Origin of the sequence: Alloalcanivorax marinus, assembly GCF_016785095.1 — a bacterium.
GTDB lineage: Bacteria > Pseudomonadota > Gammaproteobacteria > Pseudomonadales > Alcanivoracaceae > Alloalcanivorax > Alloalcanivorax marinus_A.
In genome coordinates, this window is the sequence record NZ_JAEKJB010000001.1 from 108,755 (window position 1) to 131,408 (window position 22,654).

General features: G+C 66.5%; 20 protein-coding genes. 8 read left to right on the top strand and 12 right to left on the bottom strand.

Features of this window, described 5'->3' with window-relative positions; genetic code table 11:
* Positions 1-60: 60 nt before the first annotated feature.
* Positions 61-495: an acyl-CoA thioesterase gene (locus JF515_RS00505; RefSeq protein WP_203099861.1), complete on the bottom strand. Its 435-nt coding sequence runs from the start codon at positions 493-495 to the stop codon at positions 61-63.
* Between the two features lie 93 nt (positions 496-588).
* Between JF515_RS00505 and JF515_RS00510 the strand changes: the two genes are divergently transcribed.
* Together JF515_RS00510 and JF515_RS00515 are read left to right on the top strand one after the other, a co-directional pair.
* Positions 589-1,659: a DUF748 domain-containing protein gene (locus JF515_RS00510; RefSeq protein ID WP_203099863.1), complete on the top strand. Its 1,071-nt coding sequence runs from the start codon at positions 589-591 to the stop codon at positions 1,657-1,659.
* A gap of 26 nt (positions 1,660-1,685) precedes the next feature.
* The gene (locus JF515_RS00515) at positions 1,686-2,186 is read left to right on the top strand and encodes a hypothetical protein (RefSeq protein ID WP_203099865.1); all 501 of its coding nucleotides are present in this window, start codon (positions 1,686-1,688) and stop codon (positions 2,184-2,186) included.
* A gap of 91 nt (positions 2,187-2,277) precedes the next feature.
* Here the strand turns inward: JF515_RS00515 and JF515_RS00520 are convergent, their stop codons facing one another.
* Together JF515_RS00520 and JF515_RS00525 are read right to left on the bottom strand one after the other, a co-directional pair.
* The gene (locus JF515_RS00520) at positions 2,278-3,813 is read right to left on the bottom strand and encodes an FAD-dependent oxidoreductase (RefSeq protein ID WP_203099867.1); all 1,536 of its coding nucleotides are present in this window, start codon (positions 3,811-3,813) and stop codon (positions 2,278-2,280) included.
* Positions 3,810-4,448 (bottom strand): gluconate 2-dehydrogenase subunit 3 family protein, encoded by a 639-nt coding sequence (locus JF515_RS00525; protein ID WP_203099869.1) that lies wholly within the window; start codon positions 4,446-4,448, stop codon positions 3,810-3,812. The genes JF515_RS00520 and JF515_RS00525 overlap by 4 nt, the downstream gene beginning before the upstream one ends.
* Positions 4,449-4,645: 197 nt before the next feature.
* Between JF515_RS00525 and JF515_RS00530 the strand changes: the two genes are divergently transcribed.
* The 4 genes from JF515_RS00530 (at position 4,646) to JF515_RS00545 (ending at position 11,495) form a co-directional block, all read left to right on the top strand.
* The gene (locus JF515_RS00530) at positions 4,646-5,407 is read left to right on the top strand and encodes a hypothetical protein (protein ID WP_203099871.1); all 762 of its coding nucleotides are present in this window, start codon (positions 4,646-4,648) and stop codon (positions 5,405-5,407) included.
* Positions 5,404-6,831 carry a Y-family DNA polymerase gene (locus JF515_RS00535; RefSeq protein ID WP_203099873.1) on the top strand — a complete coding sequence of 476 codons (1,428 nt, stop codon included), beginning with the start codon at positions 5,404-5,406 and terminating at the stop codon, positions 6,829-6,831. The genes JF515_RS00530 and JF515_RS00535 overlap by 4 nt, the downstream gene beginning before the upstream one ends.
* 80 nt (positions 6,832-6,911) lie before the next feature.
* On the top strand, positions 6,912-10,049 hold the full coding sequence (locus JF515_RS00540) for an error-prone DNA polymerase (RefSeq protein WP_203099875.1): 3,138 nt from the start codon (positions 6,912-6,914) through the stop codon (positions 10,047-10,049).
* A 279-nt stretch (positions 10,050-10,328) separates the two neighbouring features.
* Complete coding sequence (locus JF515_RS00545; protein ID WP_203099877.1) at positions 10,329-11,495, top strand: saccharopine dehydrogenase family protein; 1,167 nt, start codon at positions 10,329-10,331, stop codon at positions 11,493-11,495.
* 98 nt (positions 11,496-11,593) lie between these two features.
* Here the strand turns inward: JF515_RS00545 and JF515_RS00550 are convergent, their stop codons facing one another.
* Genes JF515_RS00550 through JF515_RS00560 form a run of 3 tightly spaced genes read right to left on the bottom strand, consistent with a single transcriptional unit; the run spans position 11,594 to position 12,825 of the window.
* Entirely contained in the window at positions 11,594-11,929 is a 336-nt protein-coding gene (locus JF515_RS00550; RefSeq protein WP_203099879.1) for a hypothetical protein, read from the bottom strand.
* Positions 11,922-12,293: an antibiotic biosynthesis monooxygenase family protein gene (locus JF515_RS00555; RefSeq protein ID WP_203099881.1), complete on the bottom strand. Its 372-nt coding sequence runs from the start codon at positions 12,291-12,293 to the stop codon at positions 11,922-11,924. The genes JF515_RS00550 and JF515_RS00555 overlap by 8 nt, the downstream gene beginning before the upstream one ends.
* A 19-nt stretch (positions 12,294-12,312) precedes the next feature.
* The gene (locus JF515_RS00560) at positions 12,313-12,825 is read right to left on the bottom strand and encodes a DUF2244 domain-containing protein (RefSeq protein WP_203099883.1); all 513 of its coding nucleotides are present in this window, start codon (positions 12,823-12,825) and stop codon (positions 12,313-12,315) included.
* Between the two features lie 204 nt (positions 12,826-13,029).
* Here JF515_RS00560 and JF515_RS00565 point away from each other — a divergent pair, with 204 nt between their 5' ends.
* Together JF515_RS00565 and JF515_RS00570 are read left to right on the top strand one after the other, a co-directional pair.
* Complete coding sequence (locus JF515_RS00565; protein WP_203099885.1) at positions 13,030-15,108, top strand: LTA synthase family protein; 2,079 nt, start codon at positions 13,030-13,032, stop codon at positions 15,106-15,108.
* Positions 15,108-16,202, top strand: a complete 1,095-nt coding sequence (locus JF515_RS00570; RefSeq protein WP_203099887.1) for an NAD(P)/FAD-dependent oxidoreductase — start codon at positions 15,108-15,110, stop codon at positions 16,200-16,202. The genes JF515_RS00565 and JF515_RS00570 overlap by 1 nt, the downstream gene beginning before the upstream one ends.
* 404 nt (positions 16,203-16,606) lie before the next feature.
* Here the strand turns inward: JF515_RS00570 and JF515_RS00575 are convergent, their stop codons facing one another.
* The 6 genes from JF515_RS00575 to JF515_RS00600 all read right to left on the bottom strand — a co-directional run bounded on the left by JF515_RS00575 (position 16,607) and on the right by JF515_RS00600 (position 22,503).
* Positions 16,607-17,329: a proteasome-type protease gene (locus tag JF515_RS00575; protein ID WP_203099889.1), complete on the bottom strand. Its 723-nt coding sequence runs from the start codon at positions 17,327-17,329 to the stop codon at positions 16,607-16,609.
* Positions 17,330-17,351: 22 nt separating this feature from the next.
* Positions 17,352-18,146, bottom strand: a complete 795-nt coding sequence (locus JF515_RS00580) for a transglutaminase family protein (RefSeq protein ID WP_203099891.1) — start codon at positions 18,144-18,146, stop codon at positions 17,352-17,354.
* Positions 18,143-19,072, bottom strand: coding sequence for an alpha-E domain-containing protein (locus JF515_RS00585; protein ID WP_203099893.1), 930 nt, complete (start codon positions 19,070-19,072; stop codon positions 18,143-18,145). Before JF515_RS00585 ends, JF515_RS00580 begins: the two co-directional genes overlap by 4 nt.
* Positions 19,066-20,502 carry a circularly permuted type 2 ATP-grasp protein gene (locus tag JF515_RS00590; protein WP_203099895.1) on the bottom strand — a complete coding sequence of 479 codons (1,437 nt, stop codon included), beginning with the start codon at positions 20,500-20,502 and terminating at the stop codon, positions 19,066-19,068. Before JF515_RS00590 ends, JF515_RS00585 begins: the two co-directional genes overlap by 7 nt.
* A gap of 322 nt (positions 20,503-20,824) precedes the next feature.
* On the bottom strand, positions 20,825-21,754 hold the full coding sequence (locus JF515_RS00595) for an electron transfer flavoprotein subunit alpha/FixB family protein (protein WP_203099897.1): 930 nt from the start codon (positions 21,752-21,754) through the stop codon (positions 20,825-20,827).
* Positions 21,754-22,503: an electron transfer flavoprotein subunit beta/FixA family protein gene (locus tag JF515_RS00600; RefSeq protein WP_203099899.1), complete on the bottom strand. Its 750-nt coding sequence runs from the start codon at positions 22,501-22,503 to the stop codon at positions 21,754-21,756. Before JF515_RS00600 ends, JF515_RS00595 begins: the two co-directional genes overlap by 1 nt.
* Positions 22,504-22,654 lie beyond the last annotated feature (151 nt).

Below are 22,654 nucleotides of genomic sequence, written 5' to 3' on the forward strand. Positions count from 1 at the left end.
TCCTGACTGGAGGACCGAAATGACACCTAGCAGGCGCGATGCAAGTAGTGTGAACAGGCCCTAGGCCAGAGCCGCCAGCGCCGCGCGCAGCGGTTCCGGGATCGGCACCGGCCGGCCGCTGACGCGATCCACGAACACATGCACCACGAAACCCAGCGCCTTGGCGTCGCCGCCCTGTTCGCCGAACAGGGCCAGGCCGTAGCGCACCGAACTGTTGCCCAGCTTGTCCACCCGCATGCCCACCGTCAGCGCCTCCGGATAGGCGGCCGCCTCGAAATAATCGCAGCCGGAGCTGACCACGTAGGCGATCACCTCGCCGTCATGGATGTCCAGGCCACCCCGCTCGATCAGGTAGCGGTTGATGGTGGAGTCAAAATAGCTGTAATAGACGACGTTGTTGATGTGGCCGTAAACGTCATTGTCCGCCCAGCGGCTGTCCACCGGGCACAGATAGCCGAATTCATCGCGCGACGGGCGCGCTCGGTGCTCACTCATGCAGGGTCCTCGCGAAAATCGTGCCGGTGCGCGATGATAACCCGGGATCGCGGCTGAAGCCGCCCCCCGTTTATGCAAGGACAGGGATTGCCAATGACACGACGTCGCCGTATCGCCCTCACCATTCTGCTCACTCTGGTCGCCCTGCTGCTGGTGCTGCACCTGGCCCTGCCCTGGCTGGTGCGCGATTACCTCAACAAGCAAATGGCCGGGATGGGCGATTACCGGGGCCATATCGAAGACGTGGACCTGGCCTGGTGGCGCGGCGCCTACCGGCTGGAGGGTTTCACCATCGTGCGTCTGGACGGCACCGTGCCGGAGCCGCTGCTGGACGCACCGGCCGTCGATCTGGCGGTGAGCTGGCGGGCATTGTGGGAAGACCATGCCCTGGTGGCACGCATCCTGTTCGAGGAACCCATGGTCACCTTCGTGGACGGCGGCGACAAGGTCTCCGACCAGACCGGCGCCGGCACCGACTGGCGCGCGCGCCTGCAACAACTGGTGCCGATCACCCTCAACGAAGTGCGGGTGGAGGACGGTCGCCTGGTGTTCCGCAATGACCATTCCAACCCCTCGGTGAACATCGAGGCCAGACAAGTCGATCTCCGGATCACCAATCTGACCAACAGCCGCGGCGCGGGAGGCAGCCGGGTGGCCACGCTGAAAGGACGGGCCCAGGTACTCGGTGAGGCGCCCCTGGAGACCTCCGCCACCTTCGACCCGTTCAGTGATCTGCGCGACTTCGACTTTCAGTTGCGGATCACCGGCGTGAACCTGGTCACCCTGAACGACTTCACCCGCGCCTACGCCAATCTGGATGTACGGTCCGGCCATGGCGACCTGGTGATGGAACTGAGCGCCCGGAACGGCCAATTGGACGGCTATGTGAAACCGCTGCTCAAGGACCTGGATGTGTTCGACTGGCAACAGGACGTGGCCGGCCCGGACGGCTCGGTACTGGGCGGCCTGTGGGAAGCCCTGGCCGGCGCCGTGCAGACCCTGCTCAAGAATCAGCGTGAGGACCAGTTCGCCACCCGCATACCGATCAGCGGCCAGGTGGAGCAAAGCGAAACCGGTACCTGGGCGGCGCTTTTCGGTATCCTGCGCAATGCGTTCGTGGAAGCTTTCTCGACGCGCTTCGAGGGGAACGCACCGCGACAATGACATCCCGCCCCGCACAGGAGATCCCCATGGGCATGCGCCTTCCGACGGTCCTGACCGCCCTGCTCGCCCTTGGCGGCTGCGTCAGCCCCGCCGGCCCGGAATATCGCCCCGAACCCAACCCGGCGCCCCGGGATCTGCGCACTTATCAACTGCGCCTGGACCCGCCACTGCCGGCGGAACAGGTGCGCGTGGAAGTGGTGTACCGCGCCACCAGGGTGGAATGCCCGGTGAGCCAGGCCGGCGTGCGCCTCACCCCGGAGCAACACGGGCAGGGCCTCATCTTCCAGGTTGCCCTGGACCAGTTCACCGACCCGCGCTGCGGCTGGCAGGCGAACCAGCTGTGGGTCGCCCTGCGCGCCGGCGACAACTACCGCACCCGCTTCAGCGTGCCGCCGGCCCTGGACCAGCAGGTGCGCTGGTGCCGGCTCAACCCGGAGCACGGCACCTGCCTGGCACGGCAACGGGACATTCTCGACTACAAGGTGCCCGGTGACGTGCACCGGGTGGTGATTACGCGGGGGCAATGAAACCAGCGGCACTGATCGCGACTGAAGCGGATCGCCGCCCGATCGCTCCTACGGCGGATGAGGCTCTTTGTAGGAGCGACTTCAGTCGCGATCAACCGTGACCGGCCATGCGCTCGGCGATGCGGGTGGCCAGGGCGTACACCGTGACCTGGGGATTAACGATGATCGAGGTGGGCAACAGCCCGGCGTCGGCGATATAGAGCCCCTTCACGTCGTGGCACTCACCGTCGCCATTGACCACGCTGGTGGCCGGGTCGGCGCCCATGCGGGTACTGCCCTGGGGGTGGTAGCTGACCATGCGCAGGTGCTGGGGTGCGTTTTCCAGGCCGTCCACGGCGGCCTCGATGTCCGCCTCCGAGCGAATCACGCGGCGGTCGCTGGAGGGCACATGGACCTCCTCGGCGCCGGAGGCCAGATGCAGCCGGGCGGCGGCCTTGAGGGCCCGCTTCATGGACGGGAAGTCCGCGTTGTCGAGCTGGTAGTCGATCACCTTCTGGCCGTCTTCCCAGCGAATGGTGCCCACGTTGTGGTCGTGGATCAGGGTCACCAGCCCGGCCAGGTACTTGCTGTCGCGCATGAAGTCCATGAACGGTTCGCCGCTGCCGGGTTCAGCGGTCATGCTCAACTCCATCGGCCCGGCACCACCGTCCTCCAGCACGAAGCCACCCTTGTCCGGGTGCAGGAATTCATCCACGTACACGCCCAGCATGGCGCCCCGCCAGGGGTGCACCGGTTCCGGGTAGCGGGCGGATACGTACAGCGACGGGTGGCAGGCGAAGTTGCGCCCCACCTGCCCGGAGCTATTGGCCAGGCCGCTTTTCAGCAGCAGCAGCGGCGTCTGCACCGCGCCGGCGGCCAGGATCACCCGCTCCGCGTTGACCGTCAGATCCGCCACCTTGATGCCATCGTGGCCGATCACCTCGGCATGCACGCCCCGGGCCCGACCGTTTTCCGCCAGCACCTCGGTAACCCGGGTATCGGCGAAGATACGTGCCCCATGGGCGCTGGCCCAGGGCAGATAACTGACCAGCATGGATTGCTTGCGTTCGGTCTTGCAGCCGGACAGGCAGTGGCCGGTGAGCGCGCAGTCGCGGATGTTGCGTTTGAACGGCTTCACCGACCAGCCCAGCTTGTGGGCCCCGGCGCGAATCAGCCGGCCATGGCGGGCGATCTCGTGTTCGCCGTTTTCGTGGATCGCCAGGTTACGTTCCACCCGCTCGAAGTACGGCGCCATTTCCTCGGCGGTCAACTCGGAAAGCCCGAAATCCCGCCGCCAGTCCTCCAGGATGAAATCCGGCGTGCGGAAACACACACAGCCGTTGACCACCGTGGAGCCCCCCACGCAGGCGCCCTGCAGCACCAGCAAGTCGCCGCTCTTGTTGGTCTGGCCACCGTGATCCTGATAAAGGGTTTCCAGGCTGTGGGAGAAGCGTTCGGTGAACTCCCTGGAAGGCACATAGGGGCCCGCCTCCAGGATCAGCACCTTCTTGCCGCGCCGGGCCAGCTCATAGCCGGTCACCGCACCGCCGGCGCCGGAACCGACGATCACCACATCCGCGTCCAGGGTCAGCCGGGATTCGCGGATATCCTGGGCCTGGGTCACCGCCAGGCCAGATTCAGCGGTCATGCTCGTTCCTCCGCGCGCGCTTCATCCGGCGCCTCATCGGGAAGGGGCGCGTTGCCCAGATAGGCCAGCCCCCACGACTCCGAGACCGGGCCGTCGAACTCGATGGCCGGCCAGGTCGCCGGCTCGCTCCAGTAGGCGCTGTAGGTAAGTTGCTTGATCACCGTGGCCAGGGTGCGCTGAACCGCATTGCCCCGGCTCCAGGCATCGAAATAATCCCGACCGGTGGCCGCATCCAGATCCACGAAGCGGCGCCCGTGGAACACCACCGCGGCGTTATCGAACAACGTCAAACCAGTGGCCAGTTGCGCGCGCAGGGACGGCGCCATGAAACCCAGGGTCCTTTGCACATTGGCCACCACCGGAACCTCCCCGGTGGCGGGCAGATCGGTGCCATCCGTGGGCAGCAGCACCACCCGGGCGCGATCGAACAGATGGTATTCCTGGCGGCTCAGGCCCTCGGCCCAGGCCGGCTTGGGTTGCTGGTCCAAAGGCGAACGGCGCAGCAGGGCGAAGCCGCCGGCGGCCACCGCCGCCACCCCGGCGGTGCCGGCCAGGGTCCACTTGAGAAAACGCCGCCGGCTCAGCCCGCGCTGCCAGGTGGCGGCGATCCGGTGGGCACTTTGTTGTTGTGTCATCGTGATCTCGGGGCTCGGGAACAGGCTTTCGAAGCTACTCAACCCGCCCGGGGAATACAATATGTTTACCCGCACAGGGGCTGTTGACCGCACGGGACAAACAGCAGGCGTCAAACCGGTCCCCCGTGGCACGACCCGCTTGCAGCCCGCGCCCATCTCGGATACTGTCCTTTTGTACAGTATCCGAGTGCTTTCCCATGTCCTCCGCGTTTCTGCAACAGCTTCTCTCCCGCCGGGACACCTGGCGGGGGCGCGACCTTGACGGCGCCACCCGGGGCGGCCGGCCCACCGGCTTCACCGCCCTGGACCGGCTGCTCAGTCAGGGTGGCTGGCCGACTCACGGGTTGGTGGAGTTGCTCTGCCCGCTGCCCTGCCCGCCGCTGCTGCATCTGCTGCTGCCGACACTGGCTGGCGACCAGCCCGGCGCCCGGTTGATCGCCAACCCACCGGAACGGCCCTCGGCGCTGGCGCTGGCCCGCGCCGGCGTGCCCCTGGAACGGCTGCTGGTGCTGCACGGTGAGCGCGACGGCCTGCTGCGCGCCTGCTACGAAGCGGCCGCCAGCGACACCGTCAGCACCCTGCTTCTGTGGGCACCGGGCGGCGCCCTGCCGGCGGGCACCCTGCGACGGCTGCATCTGGGCGCCCAGCAGGGGCGCTGCCTGCTGGTGCTGGCGCGCCCCCGGCGGGCGGCGCGCCAGCCCAGCCCGGCGCCCCTGCGGCTGGAACTGGAGTGCCCCGCCCCCGGCGAACTGAGCGTGACCGTGCACAAGCAACCCGGCGGTCGCCCCGGAGAACACTGCCGCCTGACCCTGCTGCCCGAGCACCTGCGCAGGGCGCCGCCGGCCACCGCCACCCTGCCGGCGCTCACCCGCCGCCCCCGGCCGGCCAGCGAGCCGCCGGGGCGGGTACCGCCCGGGCCATCATTGGATGCACCGGGCCCGGAGGCCCCGCGACCATGAGCGCCCTGTGGCTGGCATTGCATTACCCGCTGCTGGACCTGGAGGCCGGCGACGGCCCGGTGGATCGGCCCCGGGTGCTGGTGCAGCGGCATCGGGTATCCCAGGCCAACCCGGCGGCCCGCGCCGCTGGCGTGGAAACCGGCCTGCGGCTGGCCACCGCCCGGGCCCTGTGCGAGGCCCTGGAAGTGCGCGAGGCGGACGACGACGTCCGGGACCAGGCCCTGCGCCACCAGGGCCGTCAGTTGCTGGCGCTGACCCCGCGGGTATGCCTGGCGCCGCCGGCCAGTCTGCTGCTGGAGGTGGGCGGCTGCCTGAAGTTGTTCGGCGGTTTCCAGGGTCTGCTGGCGCGGGTCGACCGCTACCGCCTGCACTGTCCCTTCACCACCCGGCTGGGCCTGGGGCCCACGCCCCTGTCCGCCTGGCACCTGACCGATCCGCCGCCCCTGGAGCAGGTACCGGAAGCGGTGCGCTTCCAGGCCTGGCTGGCGGCGCTGCCGCTTGATGAACTGGACCTGGACGCGCGCCTGCGCGAGCGCCTCCAGGCCCCTGGCCTGCGCACCCTGGGCGATCTCTACCCACTGCCCCGCCCGGCCCTGGGCAAACGATTCGGCGCTTCCTTTCTGGACTGGCTGCAGCGACTGCTGGGCGAGAAACCGGACCCGCGCTCCCCCCTGGCGCCGCCGCGTCCGTTTCGCCGGCGCCGGGACTTCGACGATCCGTTGGACAACCTGGACCATTTGCACCGGCCCATGGAGAGCCTGCTCGCTGAACTGGCCACGGAACTGGACCGCCACCAGGAAAGCGTGGCGGCGATCCGCTGGCATCTGTACCTGAACAACGGCCATCGGGACACGCTGGTGGTGCGCCGGGCCCATCCGGGCCACGACGTGGCCACCTGGCTGGATCTGACCCGGCGGCGCCTGGAGCATCAGATGCTGGAGGCGCCGGTGCTGGGCCTGGGGCTGGACGGCGGGCGGCCCCGGTCGCGCAATCCGGCCCTGGCCGATCTGTTCCCGGACCCCGGTGCCCGGCCGCCGCTGTCCGGTCTGCTGGAGAAACTGGCCGCGGAGCCGGCGCTGCGCCTGTACCGGCCGGACCGGGAGCCGGGGCACCTGCCCGAGGAGACCGAACGCGGGCACGCGCCCCTGGAGCGTCCGGCCCGCCCGGCGGTACCGGACACGGCGGCCTCGCCGGAGGACCGGCCGCTGTGGCTGCTGGACCCGCCGCGCCCGCTGGGCGTGCGCGACAGCCTGCCGCACTGGCGGGACCGGCCTCTGACGCTGTTTCCCCAGGAGGAGTGTTTCAGCCAGCCCTGGCACGACCAGGCCGCCCGCAGATACCACGTGGCCCACCATCCGGACGGGCTTTGCTGCTGGGTGTTTCAGGATGATCGGGATGGTTGGTGGCTACAGGGTTTTTTCTAGGTCCGCCTCTCGACTTGGGTGTGAACTTTCCATCCGGGCCGCGTCACGCGCGGCTCCGTAGTGTTGAACAGGGAGTCTTGATGGCCTTCGCGGAACTGCATTGCACCTCCGCCTTCACCTTCCTGGCCGGGGCCAGCCACCCGGAAGAACTGGTGCGGCAAGCCCATGATCTGGGCTACCGGGCTCTGGCGATCACCGACGACGGCTCCCTGGCCGGGGTGGCGCGCGCCTGGCAGGCCTGGAAAAACCTCGAAAGCACTTACAAAGATAGCGGTAAGCGACTGAAATTTAAGCTTATCATCGGCAGTCATTTTCGTCTCAATGAAGATCGGGGAGCACTACGGCTGGTGCTGCTGGCCCCGGACCGGCGCGCCTACGGGGAGATCGCCACCCTGATCACCCAGGGCCGCCGGCGCGCGGAAAAGGGCCACTACGACCTGCACTGGCGGGACCTGGCGCGCATTGAGCGCCACGCTCTGTGCCTGTGGCTGCCCGCCGGCGATGACCGCGACGAAGGCCATGCCGCCCTGCTCCAGGCACACTTCGGCGAGCGCCTGTGGCTGGCCTGCGAACTGCTCCAGGACGGCAACGACGCCCTGCGCTACCGCTACCTGCATGGTCTGGCACGGCGCCATGGGCTGGCCATGACCGCCACCAACGACGTGCATTACCACGTCCCGGAACGTCAGCGTCTGCAGGAAGTGTTCACCGCCCTGCGCCTGAACACCACGGTGCGGCGGCTTGGCGACCGGCGCTTTCGTAACGATCAGCGCCATCTGCGCCCACTGGAACGGCTGGCCTCGATCTATCCGCCGGCCCTGTTGGAAGAAGCCGTCTGGATCGCCGATCAGTGCGAATTCCGCCTGGACGAGATCCGCTACCAGTACCCGGAGGAGGTGGTACCACCGGGCCAGGACGCGGACCAGTACCTGGCCGGCCTGGCCCGTCAGGGCGCCGGGGCCCGCTATCCGGACGGCGTGCCGGAGCGGGTGAGCGCCCTGGTGGAGCGAGAGCTGGCGCTGATCCGCCAGCTCGGTTATGCCCATTACTTTCTCACCGTCCACGACATCGTCGCCTTCGCCCGTGGCCAGGGGATTCTCTGCCAGGGGCGCGGCTCCGCCGCCAACTCGGCGGTGTGCTACTGCCTCGGGGTCACCGAGGTGGACCCGGATCGCAGCCAGTTGCTGTTCGAACGTTTTATCTCCCAGGAACGGGATGAACCGCCGGATATCGACGTGGATTTCGAGCACGAGCGCCGCGAGGAGGTCATACAGTACCTGTACCGCAAGTACGGCCGCGACCGGGCCGCCCTGGCGGCCACCGTGATCCACTACCGCACCCGCTCGGCGGTGCGCGACGTGGGGCGGGCCCTGGGCGTGGACGCGGATCTGGTGGAACGGCTCAGCAACAACCTGGCCTGGTGGGACAAGCCGGATTCCCTGGTGGAGCGCTTCCAGGAACTGGGCCTGGGCGGCTCCACCCTGGGCCGCCAGTACCGGGAGCTGGTCCAGGAGCTGGTGGGCTTCCCTCGTCACCTGTCCCAGCACGTGGGCGGTTTCGTGATCACCCGGGACCCGGTGCACACCCTGGTGCCGGTGGAAAACGCCGCCATGCCCGACCGCACCCTGATCCAGTGGGACAAGGACGACCTGGAGTCCCTGGGGCTGATGAAGGTGGACGTGCTGGCTCTGGGCATGCTCACCGCGATCCGCAAGACCCTGGGGCTGATTGGCGACTACCGGGGCCAGCCGCTGGCGATGCAGGACATCCCCGCCGGCGACCAGGCCACCTACGACATGCTCTGCCAAGGGGACAGCGTGGGTGTGTTCCAGGTGGAATCCCGGGCGCAGATGAACATGCTGCCACGCCTGCGACCGCGCCGGTTCTACGACCTGGTGGTGGAGGTGGCGATCGTGCGGCCCGGGCCGATCCAGGGCGACATGGTGCACCCCTACCTGCGCCGTCGGGACGGCCTGGAGGAAGAGGACTACCCGGACGACAAGGTCAAAAGCGTGCTGGAACGCACCTACGGCGTGCCCATCTTCCAGGAACAGGTGATCCAGCTGGTGATGGTGGCCGCCGGCTTTTCCGGCGGCGAGGCGGACCAGCTGCGCCGGGCCATGGCCCGCTGGGGCAAGAGCGGCGAGTTGCTGGGGTTCGAGGACAAGGTGATCCAGGGCATGCGCGCCAACGGCTACAGTGGCGACTACGCGCGCCGGCTGTTCGAGCAGATGAAGGGCTTCGGCGGCTACGGCTTCCCGGAATCCCACGCCGCCAGCTTCGCCCTGCTGGTGTACGTGTCCGCCTGGCTCAAGCGCCACCACACCAGCGCCTTCTATTGCGGCCTGCTCAACAGCCTGCCGATGGGCTTTTACTCCCCCTCGCAGATTCTCCAGGACGCCCGCCGCCATGGCATCGAGACGCGGCCGCCGGACGTGCGCCACAGCCATTGGGACCACACCCTGGAAGACGCGCACCGCGAGAGGCTGGGCGTGCAGCCGGCGCTGCGGCTGGGGCTGCGTCAGATCAAGGGCTTCAATGAGGACGCCGCCGGGCGGTTGGTGGCGGCCCGCGACCAGGCCCCCTTCCGTGGCGTGCGCGATCTGTGCGAACGGGCCGCCCTGGGCAGCCGTGAGCGCGAGGCTCTGGTGGCCGGCAACGCCCTGCGCGGCCTGAGCGGCCATCGCCATCAGGCGCACTGGGACGTGCAGGGCCTGGAGGCGCGACGACCTCTGCTCGGCGGCCAGGGCGGCGAGCTCCGCGACGACCACGACGGCGTCTACCTGGACGCGCCCTCGGAACACCGGTCGCTGATCGAGGATTATCGCCACCTGGGGCTCACCCTGGGCCGCCATCCCATGGCACTGGTGCGCCACCTGCCGCGCTTCAAGCGTTGCCAGCGTGCCCGGGAACTGAAGCGGGCCCGGCCCAACCAACTGGTACGGGTGGCCGGCCTGGTCACCAACCGGCAACGTCCGGGCTCCGCCAAGGGCACCTTGTTCATGACCCTGGAGGACGAAACCGGCAACACCAACGTGGTGGTGTGGACCTCGATCCAGGAGCGTTACCGGCAAATCCTGCTGAAGAGCCCGCTGGTGATCGTTACCGGCACCGTGGAGATCAGCCCGGAGGGCATCGTCCATCTGATGGCCGGACGTCTCCAGGACGCCCGTGACGCCCTGGACGAACTGCAGGTACGGTCGCGGGACTTCAAATAAAGGTTCATCAAGCCTCGGGGCGGGCTCCCCCATCAAGGGCACGTCTCGAAGCACCGTGGCCGGGGTTACTGTAGGAGCGGCTTCAGCCGCGATGAAGACGGCACCGCGGTGATCGCGACTGAAGCGGAGTGCCGCCCAGTCGCTCCTACGAAATGCCTGGTACGCGAACCAAGCCCGCGGCCACCTTCACCATCAAAAGGCCGTTCGCGACCCTGCACGGAGGTCCGGTCGGAGGTCTATAGTGGGCGCATCATTCGCAACAGAGACGGATTGCCGATTATGAGCAATGGAAGAGAGTTCGATCTCATCGTCTACGGCGCCAGCGGCTTCACCGGCCGGCTGGTGGCGGAGTATCTGAATCAGGCCTACGGCGAGGACCTTGAATGGGCGCTGGCCGGACGCAACGCCGAGAAGCTGGCGGCGGTGCGCGCCGAGATGGGCATCGGCGATAACGTGCCGGTGGTGACCGCCGACGCGGACCAGCCGGACACCCTGAAGGCGCTGGCCGAACGCACCCGTCTGGTACTGACCACGGTGGGACCTTACCAGTTGTACGGCGAGCCGCTGGTGAAAGCCTGCGCGGAAGCCGGGACGGATTATGTGGACCTGTGCGGGGAGCCCGCCTGGATGCGCCAGATGATCGATCGCTACGGCGACACCGCCAAACAGAGCGGCGCGCGCATCGTGTTCTCCTGCGGCTTCGATTCCATTCCCTTCGATCTGGGCGTGTTCTTCCTGGAGCAACAGGCCAAAGAGAAAGGCCTGGCGCCGCTGACCCGGGTCAAGGGCCGGGTACGGGCCATGAAAGGCACTTTTTCCGGCGGCACCGCCGCCAGCCTCAAAGCCACCCTGGCGGCGGCCAAGGACCCGGAAATCCGCGCGCTGCTTACCGATCCGTTCGCGCTCACCCCGGAGTTCAGCGGCCCGGAACAACCACCAGCGGCCAAGCCGGAGTACGACGATGCTCTCGGCAGCTGGGCGGCGCCGTTCATCATGGCCGCCATCAATACCCGCAACGTGCACCGCTCCAACTTCCTGCTTGGTCACCCCTACGGCGAGAACTTCGTCTATGACGAAATGATCCTCACCGGCGACGGTGACAAGGGCAAGGCGACCGCCGAGGCAGTGGCCCAGGACCGTTCCCTGGCCGGCGAGGACGCGCCCAAACCCGGCGAGGGCCCGAGCAAGGAAGAACGCGAGAACGGTTTCTACGACGTCCTGTTCCTGGGCAGCAACGACCAGGGCGAACAACTCGCGGTGAGCGTGTCCGGCGACAAGGACCCGGGCTACGGTTCCACCTCGCGAATGATCAGCGAGAGCGCCCTGTGCCTGCTGCGCGACGCCACCGACACCGGCGGTGGCATCTGGACCACCGCGCCGGCCCTGGGCGACAAGCTGATCAAGCGGCTCACCGAACACGCCGGCTTGAAGTTCAAGGTGGAATAATCCCGCCCGCGCTGGATCGCGGCTGAAGCGGTACGCCGCCCGGTCGCTCCTACGGAAACACGCCCCACCGCAGGAGCGGCGTCAGCCGCGATCCGCGATCAAAGCGGGCCGAGGCCGCGAATCTCCAGCCAGCGCCCCCGGCCCGGCTCGTAATGAAAGGTGCCCACCACCTGGACCCGCTGGCCCAGGTAGTCACGGGCCTCCTCCAGGGGCATCAGCTCCACGCGGTTGAGAGCGTCGTCCTCGATCCAGTAATGCTCCGGATCATCAAAGCCCCGTACCACGCCGCTAGTGGCCACCAACGCCTGCTGGAAATCCTCCGGCTGCGCAGCCAGAGCCCGCAACGGCGCCCCCTGGGGCGCGTCGCTGTAATCACAACCGGCCAGCGGCCCCAGCAGCAGCGCCACCATTATCATGGCGGCGCGGCTACTCATGGCCCGGCTCGTCATTATTTGGCCCGTCATTGTCTGGCTCGTCATTGCCGCTGCCCGGCTGCGGTGGCACCCACCATTCCGGTTCCTCGAATTCACCCAGCGGTGTTATATCGCAGGTACGGGCGTGTTTTTCCAGGATCGCCTTGACCAGGGCGCTGCGGCTGTCGTCCTTGGCGTCCCGGTGGGCCTTGGAATCCCAGTGAGCGATGGCCAACAGGGTCTCCGGCTCGCCGATCTTGCGGTGCAGGTAGGTACCCCGGGCGCCCGGGGCCCGCTGGATGACGCGGCTGGCTTCCCGCCAGGCCTCGGCGTACTCCTCCACGGTGTAGCCGTCCTTCATGCGTACTTCGAAGATGTATTTCATGGCCACTCCTTTCCACGTTCTAAGGGCGCGCGGTTTCCCACCAACGGTCGGCGGTTTCGATCAAGCCGGCCCGACGCAGCGCCTGGCGCGCGGCTTCGCGGCCTTCGCCATTAAGAAACGCCCCCAGCTCCACGCCACCATGATCGTCACACAGGCGCAGGCGCATCAGGTCCACCTCCTTCACCGGCATGGTCAAATGCAGGTGGGCGTCCGGTCGGCGCAACAGCCATTCCCGGCGCGGCGGGCCGCGTACACCCTGCTCCACGCGCACCCGCTCCGGCTCGATGACGACGCGCTGATAGAGGTAGCTGAGACGGAAACACACCCGGTACATCAGATAGCAGATCAGACCCACCTCGACACCGGCGAAGGGCAGCGCCAGCCAGATACCAGCGGCGGTCCAGGCAGCGGCGACCATGAACACCACCGCGGCGATCAGCGCCATGAAGCGCTTCACCTGGGGCCAGTCAGCGGACAGATGCGGAGTCAGGGTGATGGTCGTTATCCCATCGCGGGTTTCGCTGCGCACCATTTCGCGGCTCGGAGTCGGTGGCGTGGGGACTATTATCATCGCACCGGGGGCGTGGCGATGGAAACCCGGCGCCCCGCCGGGAACGGGTTCGCGTTGACGCCGGTCCCATTGGCCATCATGGCCCATGCATCGCCCCCTCCGGGGGAGTAACATGGGCGGTTTACCGGATGAACCCGGCCAATTCCCTATTACCAGGAGGCACGCATGGGGTGGTTGCAGTCCCGACGGCTTCGTTTTCTGGCCGCCTGCGTGGCGGCGTTTTTTGTTCTGTTAGTGGCCCTTCGGGCGGTGTTCTACCTGTTCTTCTCGGAGGTCGGGGAAACCGTGACCGCCTCTTCCGGGGTGCTCTGGCAAACCGTGGGCGTGGGGCTGCGTTTCGATCTCAGGCTGGCGCTGCTGCTGGTGCTGCCATTGTTCATACTGGCCTGGTTACCGCGCTTCAATTTGACCACCTCCCCGTTCATGCGCGGCCTGGCGCAGCTCTATCTGGTGCTGGCCACGCTGGTGGTGGTGCTGATCTACATCCTGGACTTCGGCCACTACGTGTATCTGGGCGACCGCCTCAACGTCACCGCCCTGCGCTTTCTGGAAGACACCGCCATCTCCACCCGGATGGTGTGGGAAAGCTACCCGGTGGTGTGGATCACCCTGGGCTGGCTTGGCCTCACCGCCCTGATGGGCTGGCTGTTCGCGGTGCTGGCCCGACGCCTGCTGAAGCGCCCGGCCCGCGCCATCCGCGCCCGCTCGCTGTGGGCCGGCGGCGTCATCGTGGTCGTGCTGGTGGCGTTCGGTCTGCTGGGCCGGGCCACCCACATCAACTGGGAGAACCCGGTACCGCTGCGCTGGAGCGACGCCTTCGCCTCCGGTGACAAGGCGGTGGCCGCCCTGGGCCTGAACCCGGTGCTGTTCCTCTACGACACCAGCCAGCTGGATTCCGACCCCTATGATCTGGAAGCGGTGAAACGCTACTACCCGATGATGGCGGACTTCCTGGGCCTGCCCGTGGAGCGCCGTGGTGACCTGAACTACCAGCGCCACGTAACGGTTCAGCCCTACCGCCTGGACACGCAGCGCCCGCCGAACATCGTGGTGGTGATGCTGGAGTCCCTGGGCGCCAGCCGCGTAGGTGCCTATGGCACGCCCTATGATCCCACTCCCAACCTGGACCGCATCGCCGAGGGCGGCTGGTTCTTCGAGCACTTCTACGTGCCGGTCACCGGCACGGCCAAGAGCATTTGGGCGTTCCTTACCGGCATCCCCGACGTGGCCCCGGAGGAAACCGCCAGCCGCAACCCACTGATCGGCCATCAGCGCATGATCGTCAACCAGCTGGACGGTTACCGGAAACTCTACATGGTGGGCGGCAACGCTGGCTGGGCCAACCTGGAAGGCCTGCTCACGCGCAGCATCCAGGGCCTGGAACTGTACGAGGAAGGCGACTGGAAAGGCGGCAACGTGGATGTCTGGGGTATTTCCGATCTGGAGTTGTTCAAGGAATCCAACGCCATTCTCGAACAAATCCCGGAGGACCAGCCGTTCTTCGCCTTCATCCAGACCGCCGGCAACCACCGGCCATTCACCATTCCGCCCAACAACGACGACTTCAAGGTGCGCGACGACCTGTCCGAGGAGGAGCTGCGCGCCAACGGCTTCCGCAACGCCGCCCAATACAACGCCGTACGGCTGCTTGACTACAACATCGGCCGCTACATGGAGATGGCCCGGCAAAGCGGCTACTTCGACAACACCATCTTCGTGTTCTTCGGCGACCACAACAACCGCATCACCACCCTGCCCCACATGCCCCGCTTCCAGGAGGTACTGCGCCTGGAGAGCCACCATGTGCCGCATATGATTTACGCGCCGGCCCTGCTCAAGCCCCGCCACATCCACGAGGCGGTGAGCCTGATCGACGTAATGCCCACCGTGGCCGGGTTGATCGGCCTGGAGTACGACAACACCACCCTGGGCCGGGATATCCAGCAGCCGGCACCGGAAGGCGACCGCACCGCCTTCGTGGTGCTGCGCGAGGGCCCGGCGCCGCAGATCGGCGCCGTCACCGCCAACCACCTGGCCCGGCTCAACCACGACGGAGAAGCGGCCACCCTGCACGAGCTCTATACCGACAAACCCGAGCAGGACCGCGCCAAGGATCAGCCGGAGACCTTCGAGCACCTGTTCAATCTGGCCCGGGGCTTCTACGAGACCTCCCGTTATCTGTTTTACGATAACGCCATCCGCGATGAGCACGCCCGCCGGGCCGCCAAGGATGGCGCGGACTGATGGAGCGCGTCGGCACCGTCATCATCGGCGCCGGCGTGATCGGCCTGGCCGTGGCCCGGGCGCTGGCCCGGGCGGGCCAGGCGCCGCTGGTGCTGGAGCACGAGAGCCGCTTCGGCGAGCACCTGTCCTCGCGCAACAGCGAGGTAATCCACGGCGGGCTCTATTACCCGCCCGCATCGCTCAAGGCCCGTGCCTGCGTGCGCGGCAATATCCTCCTCCATGAATACTGCTCGGCGCGGAACATCGCCCATCGGCGCTGCGGCAAACTGATCGTCGCCGGCCCCGGCCAGGCCTTCGCCCTGCAGCGTCTCCAAGACAATGCCCTCGCCTCCGGCGCCCGCGGCCTGGCCATCCTGGACCGCCGGGCCCTGCGCCGCGAAGAACCCTGGCTGACCGGGGAACAGGCGTTGTATTCCACCTACAGCGGCATCATCGACAGCCATGGCCTGATGGCCAGCCTGGCTCGGGAAGCGGAAGATGGCGGCGCGCTACTGGCGCCCCGTCACCAGGTAACGGCGGTACGCTGCGCGCGCGGTGATTTCCGGCTGCTGGTGCAAACCCCGGACGGCACCATGGAACTGGGCTGCGAGCGGCTCATCAACGCCGCGGGCCTGGGCGCGGTGCCCCTGGTGGCGGCCATGGAGGGCTTCCCCGACCAGCAACGACCGGAACAGGAATTCGCCAAAGGCAACTACTTCACCCTCAACCGCCCCGCCCCCAGCGAACGACTGATCTACCCCTTGCCCCAGGAACATGGCCTGGGCGTCCACCTGACCCTGGACCTGGCCGGTCGCGCCCGCTTCGGGCCGGACGTGGAATGGGTCGCGACGCCGGATTACCACGTCGACCCGGCGCGGCGGCCAGCCTTCGAACAGGCAATCCGCCAATACTGGCCAACCCTCCCCAAACGGGCCCTGCGCCCGGATTACGCCGGCGTGCGCCCGAAACTGAGAATGCACGGCGAGCCGTACCCGGACTTCCTGATCCAGGATCATCGCGATCACGGCCTGGACGGCCTGATCAACCTGCTCGGCATCGAATCCCCCGGCCTCACCGCCGCCCTCGCCCTGGCGGAAAACGTGGCCCGCATCTAAGCCCACCATTACGGCTGAAGCCGCTCCTACCCTACTCCATCCCACCGCAGGAGCGGCTTCAGCCGCCATATCCCCTGGCGTTGAAAGGCCCCAAATCCAGCATACCCCCACGCCTGTGGGGAACACGTCGCCGGTTTCCTGGGCGGCCTGGGCCTTCTCGGTTCATCCCCACGCCTGTGGGGAACACACTATCTTTTAGTTCATTACACGCTGCGCTAACGGTTCATCCCCACGCCTGTGGGGAACACTCTAAATGTATCTCATTGATTAAAAAGAACAAAACGAGGCCGGAAAATTCCACCGAACAAATTGATCAGAAGTTAACCGATGAAAACGGAGGCCGGATTCGGCCTCGCGGGCTCGTTGATGCGGCCCATCGCCCTGTCGCCGCCCGGGCGACGGACTCACTCCCAGGTCAGGTCGGGGATGCGCTGGAAGACGTCGCGAAGGCCCTGGGACCAGGCTTCGCCGAGCTGGCGGAAACCTTCGTGGTGTTCGTCCACGTTGAAGTGGGCCTGGTCGCTGAAGCTGTCGCGGGGGTAGCGCAGCACGTCCAGGGGCAGGCCCACGGACAGGTTGGAGCGGATGGTGGAGTCGATGCTGATCAGCGCGCATTTGATGCCGTCGTCCAGGGCGGTGTCGTAATCGATGACCCGGTCCAGGATCGGTTTGCCGTACTTGGTTTCGCCGATCTGGAAGTATGGCGTGTCGGCGGTGCATTCGATGAAGTTGCCTTCGGGGTAGACCAGGAACAGGCGCGGCGGCTCGCCCTGGATCTGTCCGCCAACGATGAAGCTGCTGCCGAAATCCACGCCGCCCTGCCCCTGGCCGCTGTCCCGGGCCACCACCTCGCGGCCAGTGGCGCCGACGATGCTGGCCACGTCGTAGAGGGAGGCGGCGCCGAACAGGTTGGGCTGGTCGCTGTTGAGCCGCATGCGCATCAGGCTGAGCACGCTCTGGGTGGTGGCCAGGTTGCCGGCGGTCATCAATACGATGACGCGCTCGCCGGGGATCACGAACTTGTGCAGCTTGCGGTAGGTGGCGATCTGGTCGACGCCAGCGTTGGTGCGGGAATCCGCGGCGAACACCAGGCCGTCCTTGAGGGCCAGGGCCACGCAATAGGTCATGCTGTGCTCCGTTCCGCCCGCTTTACTGGTGGTCGCCGCCGGATTGGCGCACCCGTGCCACCGCCTTGAGCGATTCCACGCCGCCGCCATAGCGAACGCCCCGCACCGGGCAGGCATCGAGATAGTCGAGCCCCACCGCCAGCTTGAGGTGATGACGCGGGCGGCGGGTCTGGTTGGTGACGTCGAAGGTGTGCCAGCCGCCGTCCTGCCAGACCTCGGCCCAGGCGTGGCTGGCCACGTGTTCGGAATCGTCGCTGTAAAGATAGCCGCTTACGTAGCGCGCAGGAATCCCCAGGACGCGGCAGCAGGCCAGGAATACATGGGTGTGGTCCTGGCATACGCCCCGACCGACCTGGTAGGCGCTGATCGCGTCGCTGGCCGAATCGGTGGCGCCGGGGGTGAACGGCATGGCCGCGAGAATGCGCTCACTGAGGCGCTCCAGGCGGTCGAGCACCGGCGTGCCGCGATGGGTCTCGGCCAGATCGATCAACGCCGCGTCGGCGGCGGTGAGCGGCGATATCCGGGAGAACACCAGCGGCGACAGGCGGTCGTCATCGTCCTCGCCATCCTCGTCGGTGATTTCCACCTGGCCGCGGGCGGTGAGCTGGATTCCCTGATGGGGCTGATCCAGGGTCAGCACATGCAGGATATTGTCGTAGCCGTCTGAGGCGCGCTCGGCCCGCTCCGGCAGGTCCAGGTGCCAGTCGAGAATGCGCTGGCGGCGGGATGGGCGCGGCGTCAGCCGCAGGTACTGGGTGCTGTGACGGACCCGCTCGGAATAGCGGTACTCGGTGCGGTGCCGGATGGACAGTTTCATACCACCTCCAGGTATTCCTCGCGGATGGTGTCCGCCAGTTCGTTGATGCGACGCAGAAAGTCGGTCAGATATTCATGCAGGCCGGTGTCCACGATGTGGCCCAGGTCGCCGTACTGCAACCGCGCGAACTGCACCGCCGCCAGCCGTTTGGCGGTCTGGCCGGCATCACCTTCGATGGCCGGCAGCAGCTCGCACAGTTGCTGCACGCAGGAGCGCAATGAACGGGGCACTTCCGGGCGCAGGATCAACAACTCGGCGACCCGTTCAGCGTTGATGGTTTCGCTGTAGATCTCCCGGTAGGCCTCGTAGGCCCCCACCGAGCGCAACAGCGCGTGCCAGCGATAGAAATCCACCGCCGTGTCGCCGGCCAGCACACCGCTACGATGGCGCACATCGAGAATGCGCGCGGTGTTGTCGGCCCGTTCGATGAAGGTGCCCAGGCGCAGGAAGCGGAACGCATCGTTGCGCATGCTGGTGCCGTAGGTGGCGCCCCGGAACAGGTGGGAGCGGTTTTTAACCCAGTCGAAGAACTCGCTGGCGCCGTAGCCTTCCACGCCCAATGCGCGGATGTCTCGCAGCTCCAGCCAGGTGCTGTTGACGCTTTCCCACATTTCCGAGGTGATCTTGCCGCGCACCGCGTGGGCGTTTTCCCGGGCATCACGCAGGCAGTGAAAAATACTGCCGGGGTTATTCTCGTCCAGGGTGAAAAAATGCAACACCCGGTCGATGCGCACTTCGCCATGGAGTTGCTCGTACAGCGCGCCGCTGCCAGTGATTACCAAGGGCGCGCTGATCTCCTCCCGGGCGTTCACGGCGAACGGGATCAGCGACAGGTTCCAGGCCACGTCCAACATGCGGGCGATGTTCTCGGCACGCTCGAAATAGCGCGACAGCCAGTACAGATCCGAGGCGGTACGACTCAGCATGATCCGTCCTCCAGCACCCAGGTGTCCTTGGTGCCACCGCCCTGGGAGGAATTCACCACCAAACAGCCGGCGTGCATCGCCACGCGGGTCAGCCCGCCGGGCACCAGCCGGCTTTCCTTGCCGCTGAGCACGAACGGGCGCAGGTCGATGTGGCGCGGCGCGATGCCCTCGTCGACGAAGATCGGGCAGGTGGACAAGGACAGGGTGGGCTGGGCGATGTAGTTGTCCGGGCGCGCCTTGAGGCGGTCCCGGAACGCGGCCAGCTCCGCCTCGCTGGCCGCCGGGCCCACCAGCATGCCGTAGCCGCCGGCGCCGTGGACTTCCTTGACCACCAGGTCCGGCAAATGGGCCAGCACATGATCCAGCGCCCGGGGATCGCGACACTGCCAGGTGGGCACGTTGGCCAGTATCGGTTCCTCGTCCAGATAGAAGCGGATCATCTCCGGTACATAGGGGTAGATGGATTTGTCGTCACCGACGCCGGTGCCCACGGCGTTGGCAAGGATCACGTTGCCCTGCCGGTACACCGACAACAGGCCCGGCACGCCGAGCATGGAATCCGGCCGGAACGCCAGCGGGTCCAGGTAATCGTCGTCGATGCGCCGGTAAATCACGTCCACCCGCTGGGGGCCGGCGGTGGTTCGCATATAGACGAAGCCGTCCTTGACGAACAGGTCGGCGCCCTCCACCAGTTCGATGCCCATTTGCTGAGCGAGGAAGGCATGTTCGAAGTAGGCGCTGTTAAAGCGCCCGGGGGTGAGCAGCACCACGGTGGGATAGGATACGCCACTGTCCTCCTGGAGGGTTTCCAGTAACAGCGATGGGTAATGCTCCACCGGCGCCACCGACTGGTTGGCGAACAGCTCCGGGAACAGCCGCATCATCATGCGCCGGTTCTCGATCATGTAGCTGACCCCGGACGGCGTGCGCAGGTTATCCTCCAGCACGTACCAGGTGCCCTCCCCGTCACGGATCAGATCAACGCCGCTGATCTGCGAATACACCTGATTGGGCAGATCCACGTCCTGCATGCAGGGCTGGTACTGGCTGTTGCCGAAGATCTGCTCGGCGGGAATGCGACCGTCGCGGACAATGGCCTGGTCGTGGTAGATGTCGTGCAGGAACATGTTCAGGGCCCGCACCCGCTGCACCGCCCCGGCTTCCAGGTGCCGCCAGTCCCGCGCCGGAATAACCCTGGGCAGGGCATCGAAGGGAATCAGCCGTTCCGTGCCGCTTTCCTCACCGTAAACATTGAAGGTGATCCCGACCCGGTGAAACTGCAGCTCCGCCTCCTGGCGTTTGCGCACCAGGTTGTCCCTGGCCTGACTCAGCAGCCACCGATGGTAGCCTTTGTAGGGATCCCGGACCTTCCCGCCCGGTAGAATCATTTCGTCGTAACCGGAGACTTCCGGCAGGGATAATGACCGCATGGCGCCCTCGCTGGCACGGCCCCGCCACCTTGCGGGGTCCATTCCAGTATGAGCAAAGGCCGTGCCAGCAATTGTAAAGCTTTGCGAAGGGATCGTGCGCCAAAGCGGCGCCCGGGGCGGCCTGTGCGCCACTATGGCGCACGGCATCGGGCAACGCCGTCATCGGGAACGGCGTGTAGGAGCGGCTTCAGCCGCGATCATCGGCGGGTGCCAGCTTCTATCGCGACTAAAGCGGAATGCCGCCAGTCGCTCCTACCGCACCCGGAACGAAAAAGCCCGGCGCGAGGCCGGGCTTTTTCAGGGTCGGTCGTCGAACCGGTTTTCAGAGCTTGCTGTCCAGCTCCGGTACCGCTTCGAACAGATCCGCCACCAGACCGTAGTCGGCCACCTGGAAGATCGGGGCTTCCTCGTCCTTGTTGATCGCCACGATCACCTTGGAGTCCTTCATGCCGGCCAGATGCTGGATCGCACCGGAGATGCCCACCGCCACGTACAGGTTGGGGGCGACGATCTTACCGGTCTGACCCACCTGCATGTCGTTGGGCACGAAGCCGGCATCCACGGCGGCGCGGGAGGCACCGACGGCGGCGCCCAGCTTGTCGGCCACCTTGTAGAGGATCTCGAAGTTATCGCCGTTGCCCATGCCACGGCCACCGGAGATCACGATCTCGGCGCTGGCCAGCTCCGGACGGTCGGACTTGGCCAGTTCCTCGCCCACGAAGGAAGACAGGCCGGAGTCCTTGACCACGTCCAGGCTTTCCACGGAGGCGGAACCACCCTCGGCGGCCACCGGATCAAAGGAAGTGGGACGCACGGTGATCACTTTCTTGGCGTCGGCGCACTTCACGGTGGCAATGGCGTTACCGGCGTAGATCGGGCGCTTGAAGGTATCAGCGTCAACCACGTCGGAGATTTCGGAAATCTGGGCCACGTCCAGCAGCGCGGCGGCGCGCGGCGCGAAGTTCTTGCCGGTGGTGGTGGCGGCGGCCAGAACGTGGCTGTAATCGGCGGCCACTTCAGCAACCAGCTCACCGATGTTCTCGGCCAGTTGGTGCTCGTAGGCGTCGTTGTCGGCGCACAGTACCTTGGCGACACCTTCCGCCTTGGCGGCTTCCTCGGCGACAGCGCCGCAGCCCTTGCCGGCGACCAGAACGGTGATGTCACCGCCAATTTCCTTGGCGGCGGCGATCACGCTGAGCGTCGCCTTGTTCAGCGCGGCATTATCGTGTTCGGCGTAAACTAAAACACTCATCAGATCACCTTCGCTTCGTTCTTCAGTTTGTCGACCAGCTCGTCCACGGAGCCCACGATGATACCGGCCTGACGCTCCGGCGGATTCTCCACCTTCTCGATGGTCACGCGCGGGGTCAGATCAACGCCCAGATCCGCCGGGGTCTTGTTGTCCAGCGGCTTCTTCTTGGCCTTCATGATGTTGGGCAGGGAGGCGTAGCGCGGCTCGTTGAGGCGCAGGTCGGTGGTTACCACCGCCGGCAGCTTCAGTTCCACGGTCTGCAGGCCGCCGTCGACTTCACGGGTAACCTTGACCTTGCCTTCTTCCACGTTCACTTCGGAGGCGAAGGTGCCTTGCGGCATGCCAGCCAGGGCGGCCAGCATCTGGCCGGTCTGGTTGTTGTCGTCGTCGATCGCCTGTTTACCGAGGATCACCAGGTCGGGCTTTTCTTCGTCGACGATGGCTTTGAGCGCCTTGGCGATGCCCAGGGGCTGCACGGCTTCATCGGTTTCCACCAGGATGGAACGGTCCGCGCCCAGCGCCATGGCGGTACGCAGCTGTTCCTGGGCGGCCTTGGGACCGATGCTCACGGCCACGATCTCGGAGACCACGCCTTTTTCCTTGAGGCGAACGGCTTCTTCCACGGCGATTTCGCAGAAGGGGTTCATGGCCATTTTCACATTGGCGAGATCAACACCGGAGTTGTCCGCCTTCACGCGAACCTTAACGTTGTAGTCAATGACTCGCTTGATGGGTACAAGAACCTTCATAGGATCCTCGGAATCTTCCACTTGGTGACTTGAGTCGTTTCCGTCCGCGGGCGGTCGCCGGCACTGCGCGCCGGCGCCTGCGGTGGCTGCCACAAAGCAGGGTTTGGAAGCCCACCGAGCCTTGTGGCAACCCGGCCCCCGGGAGGGACGG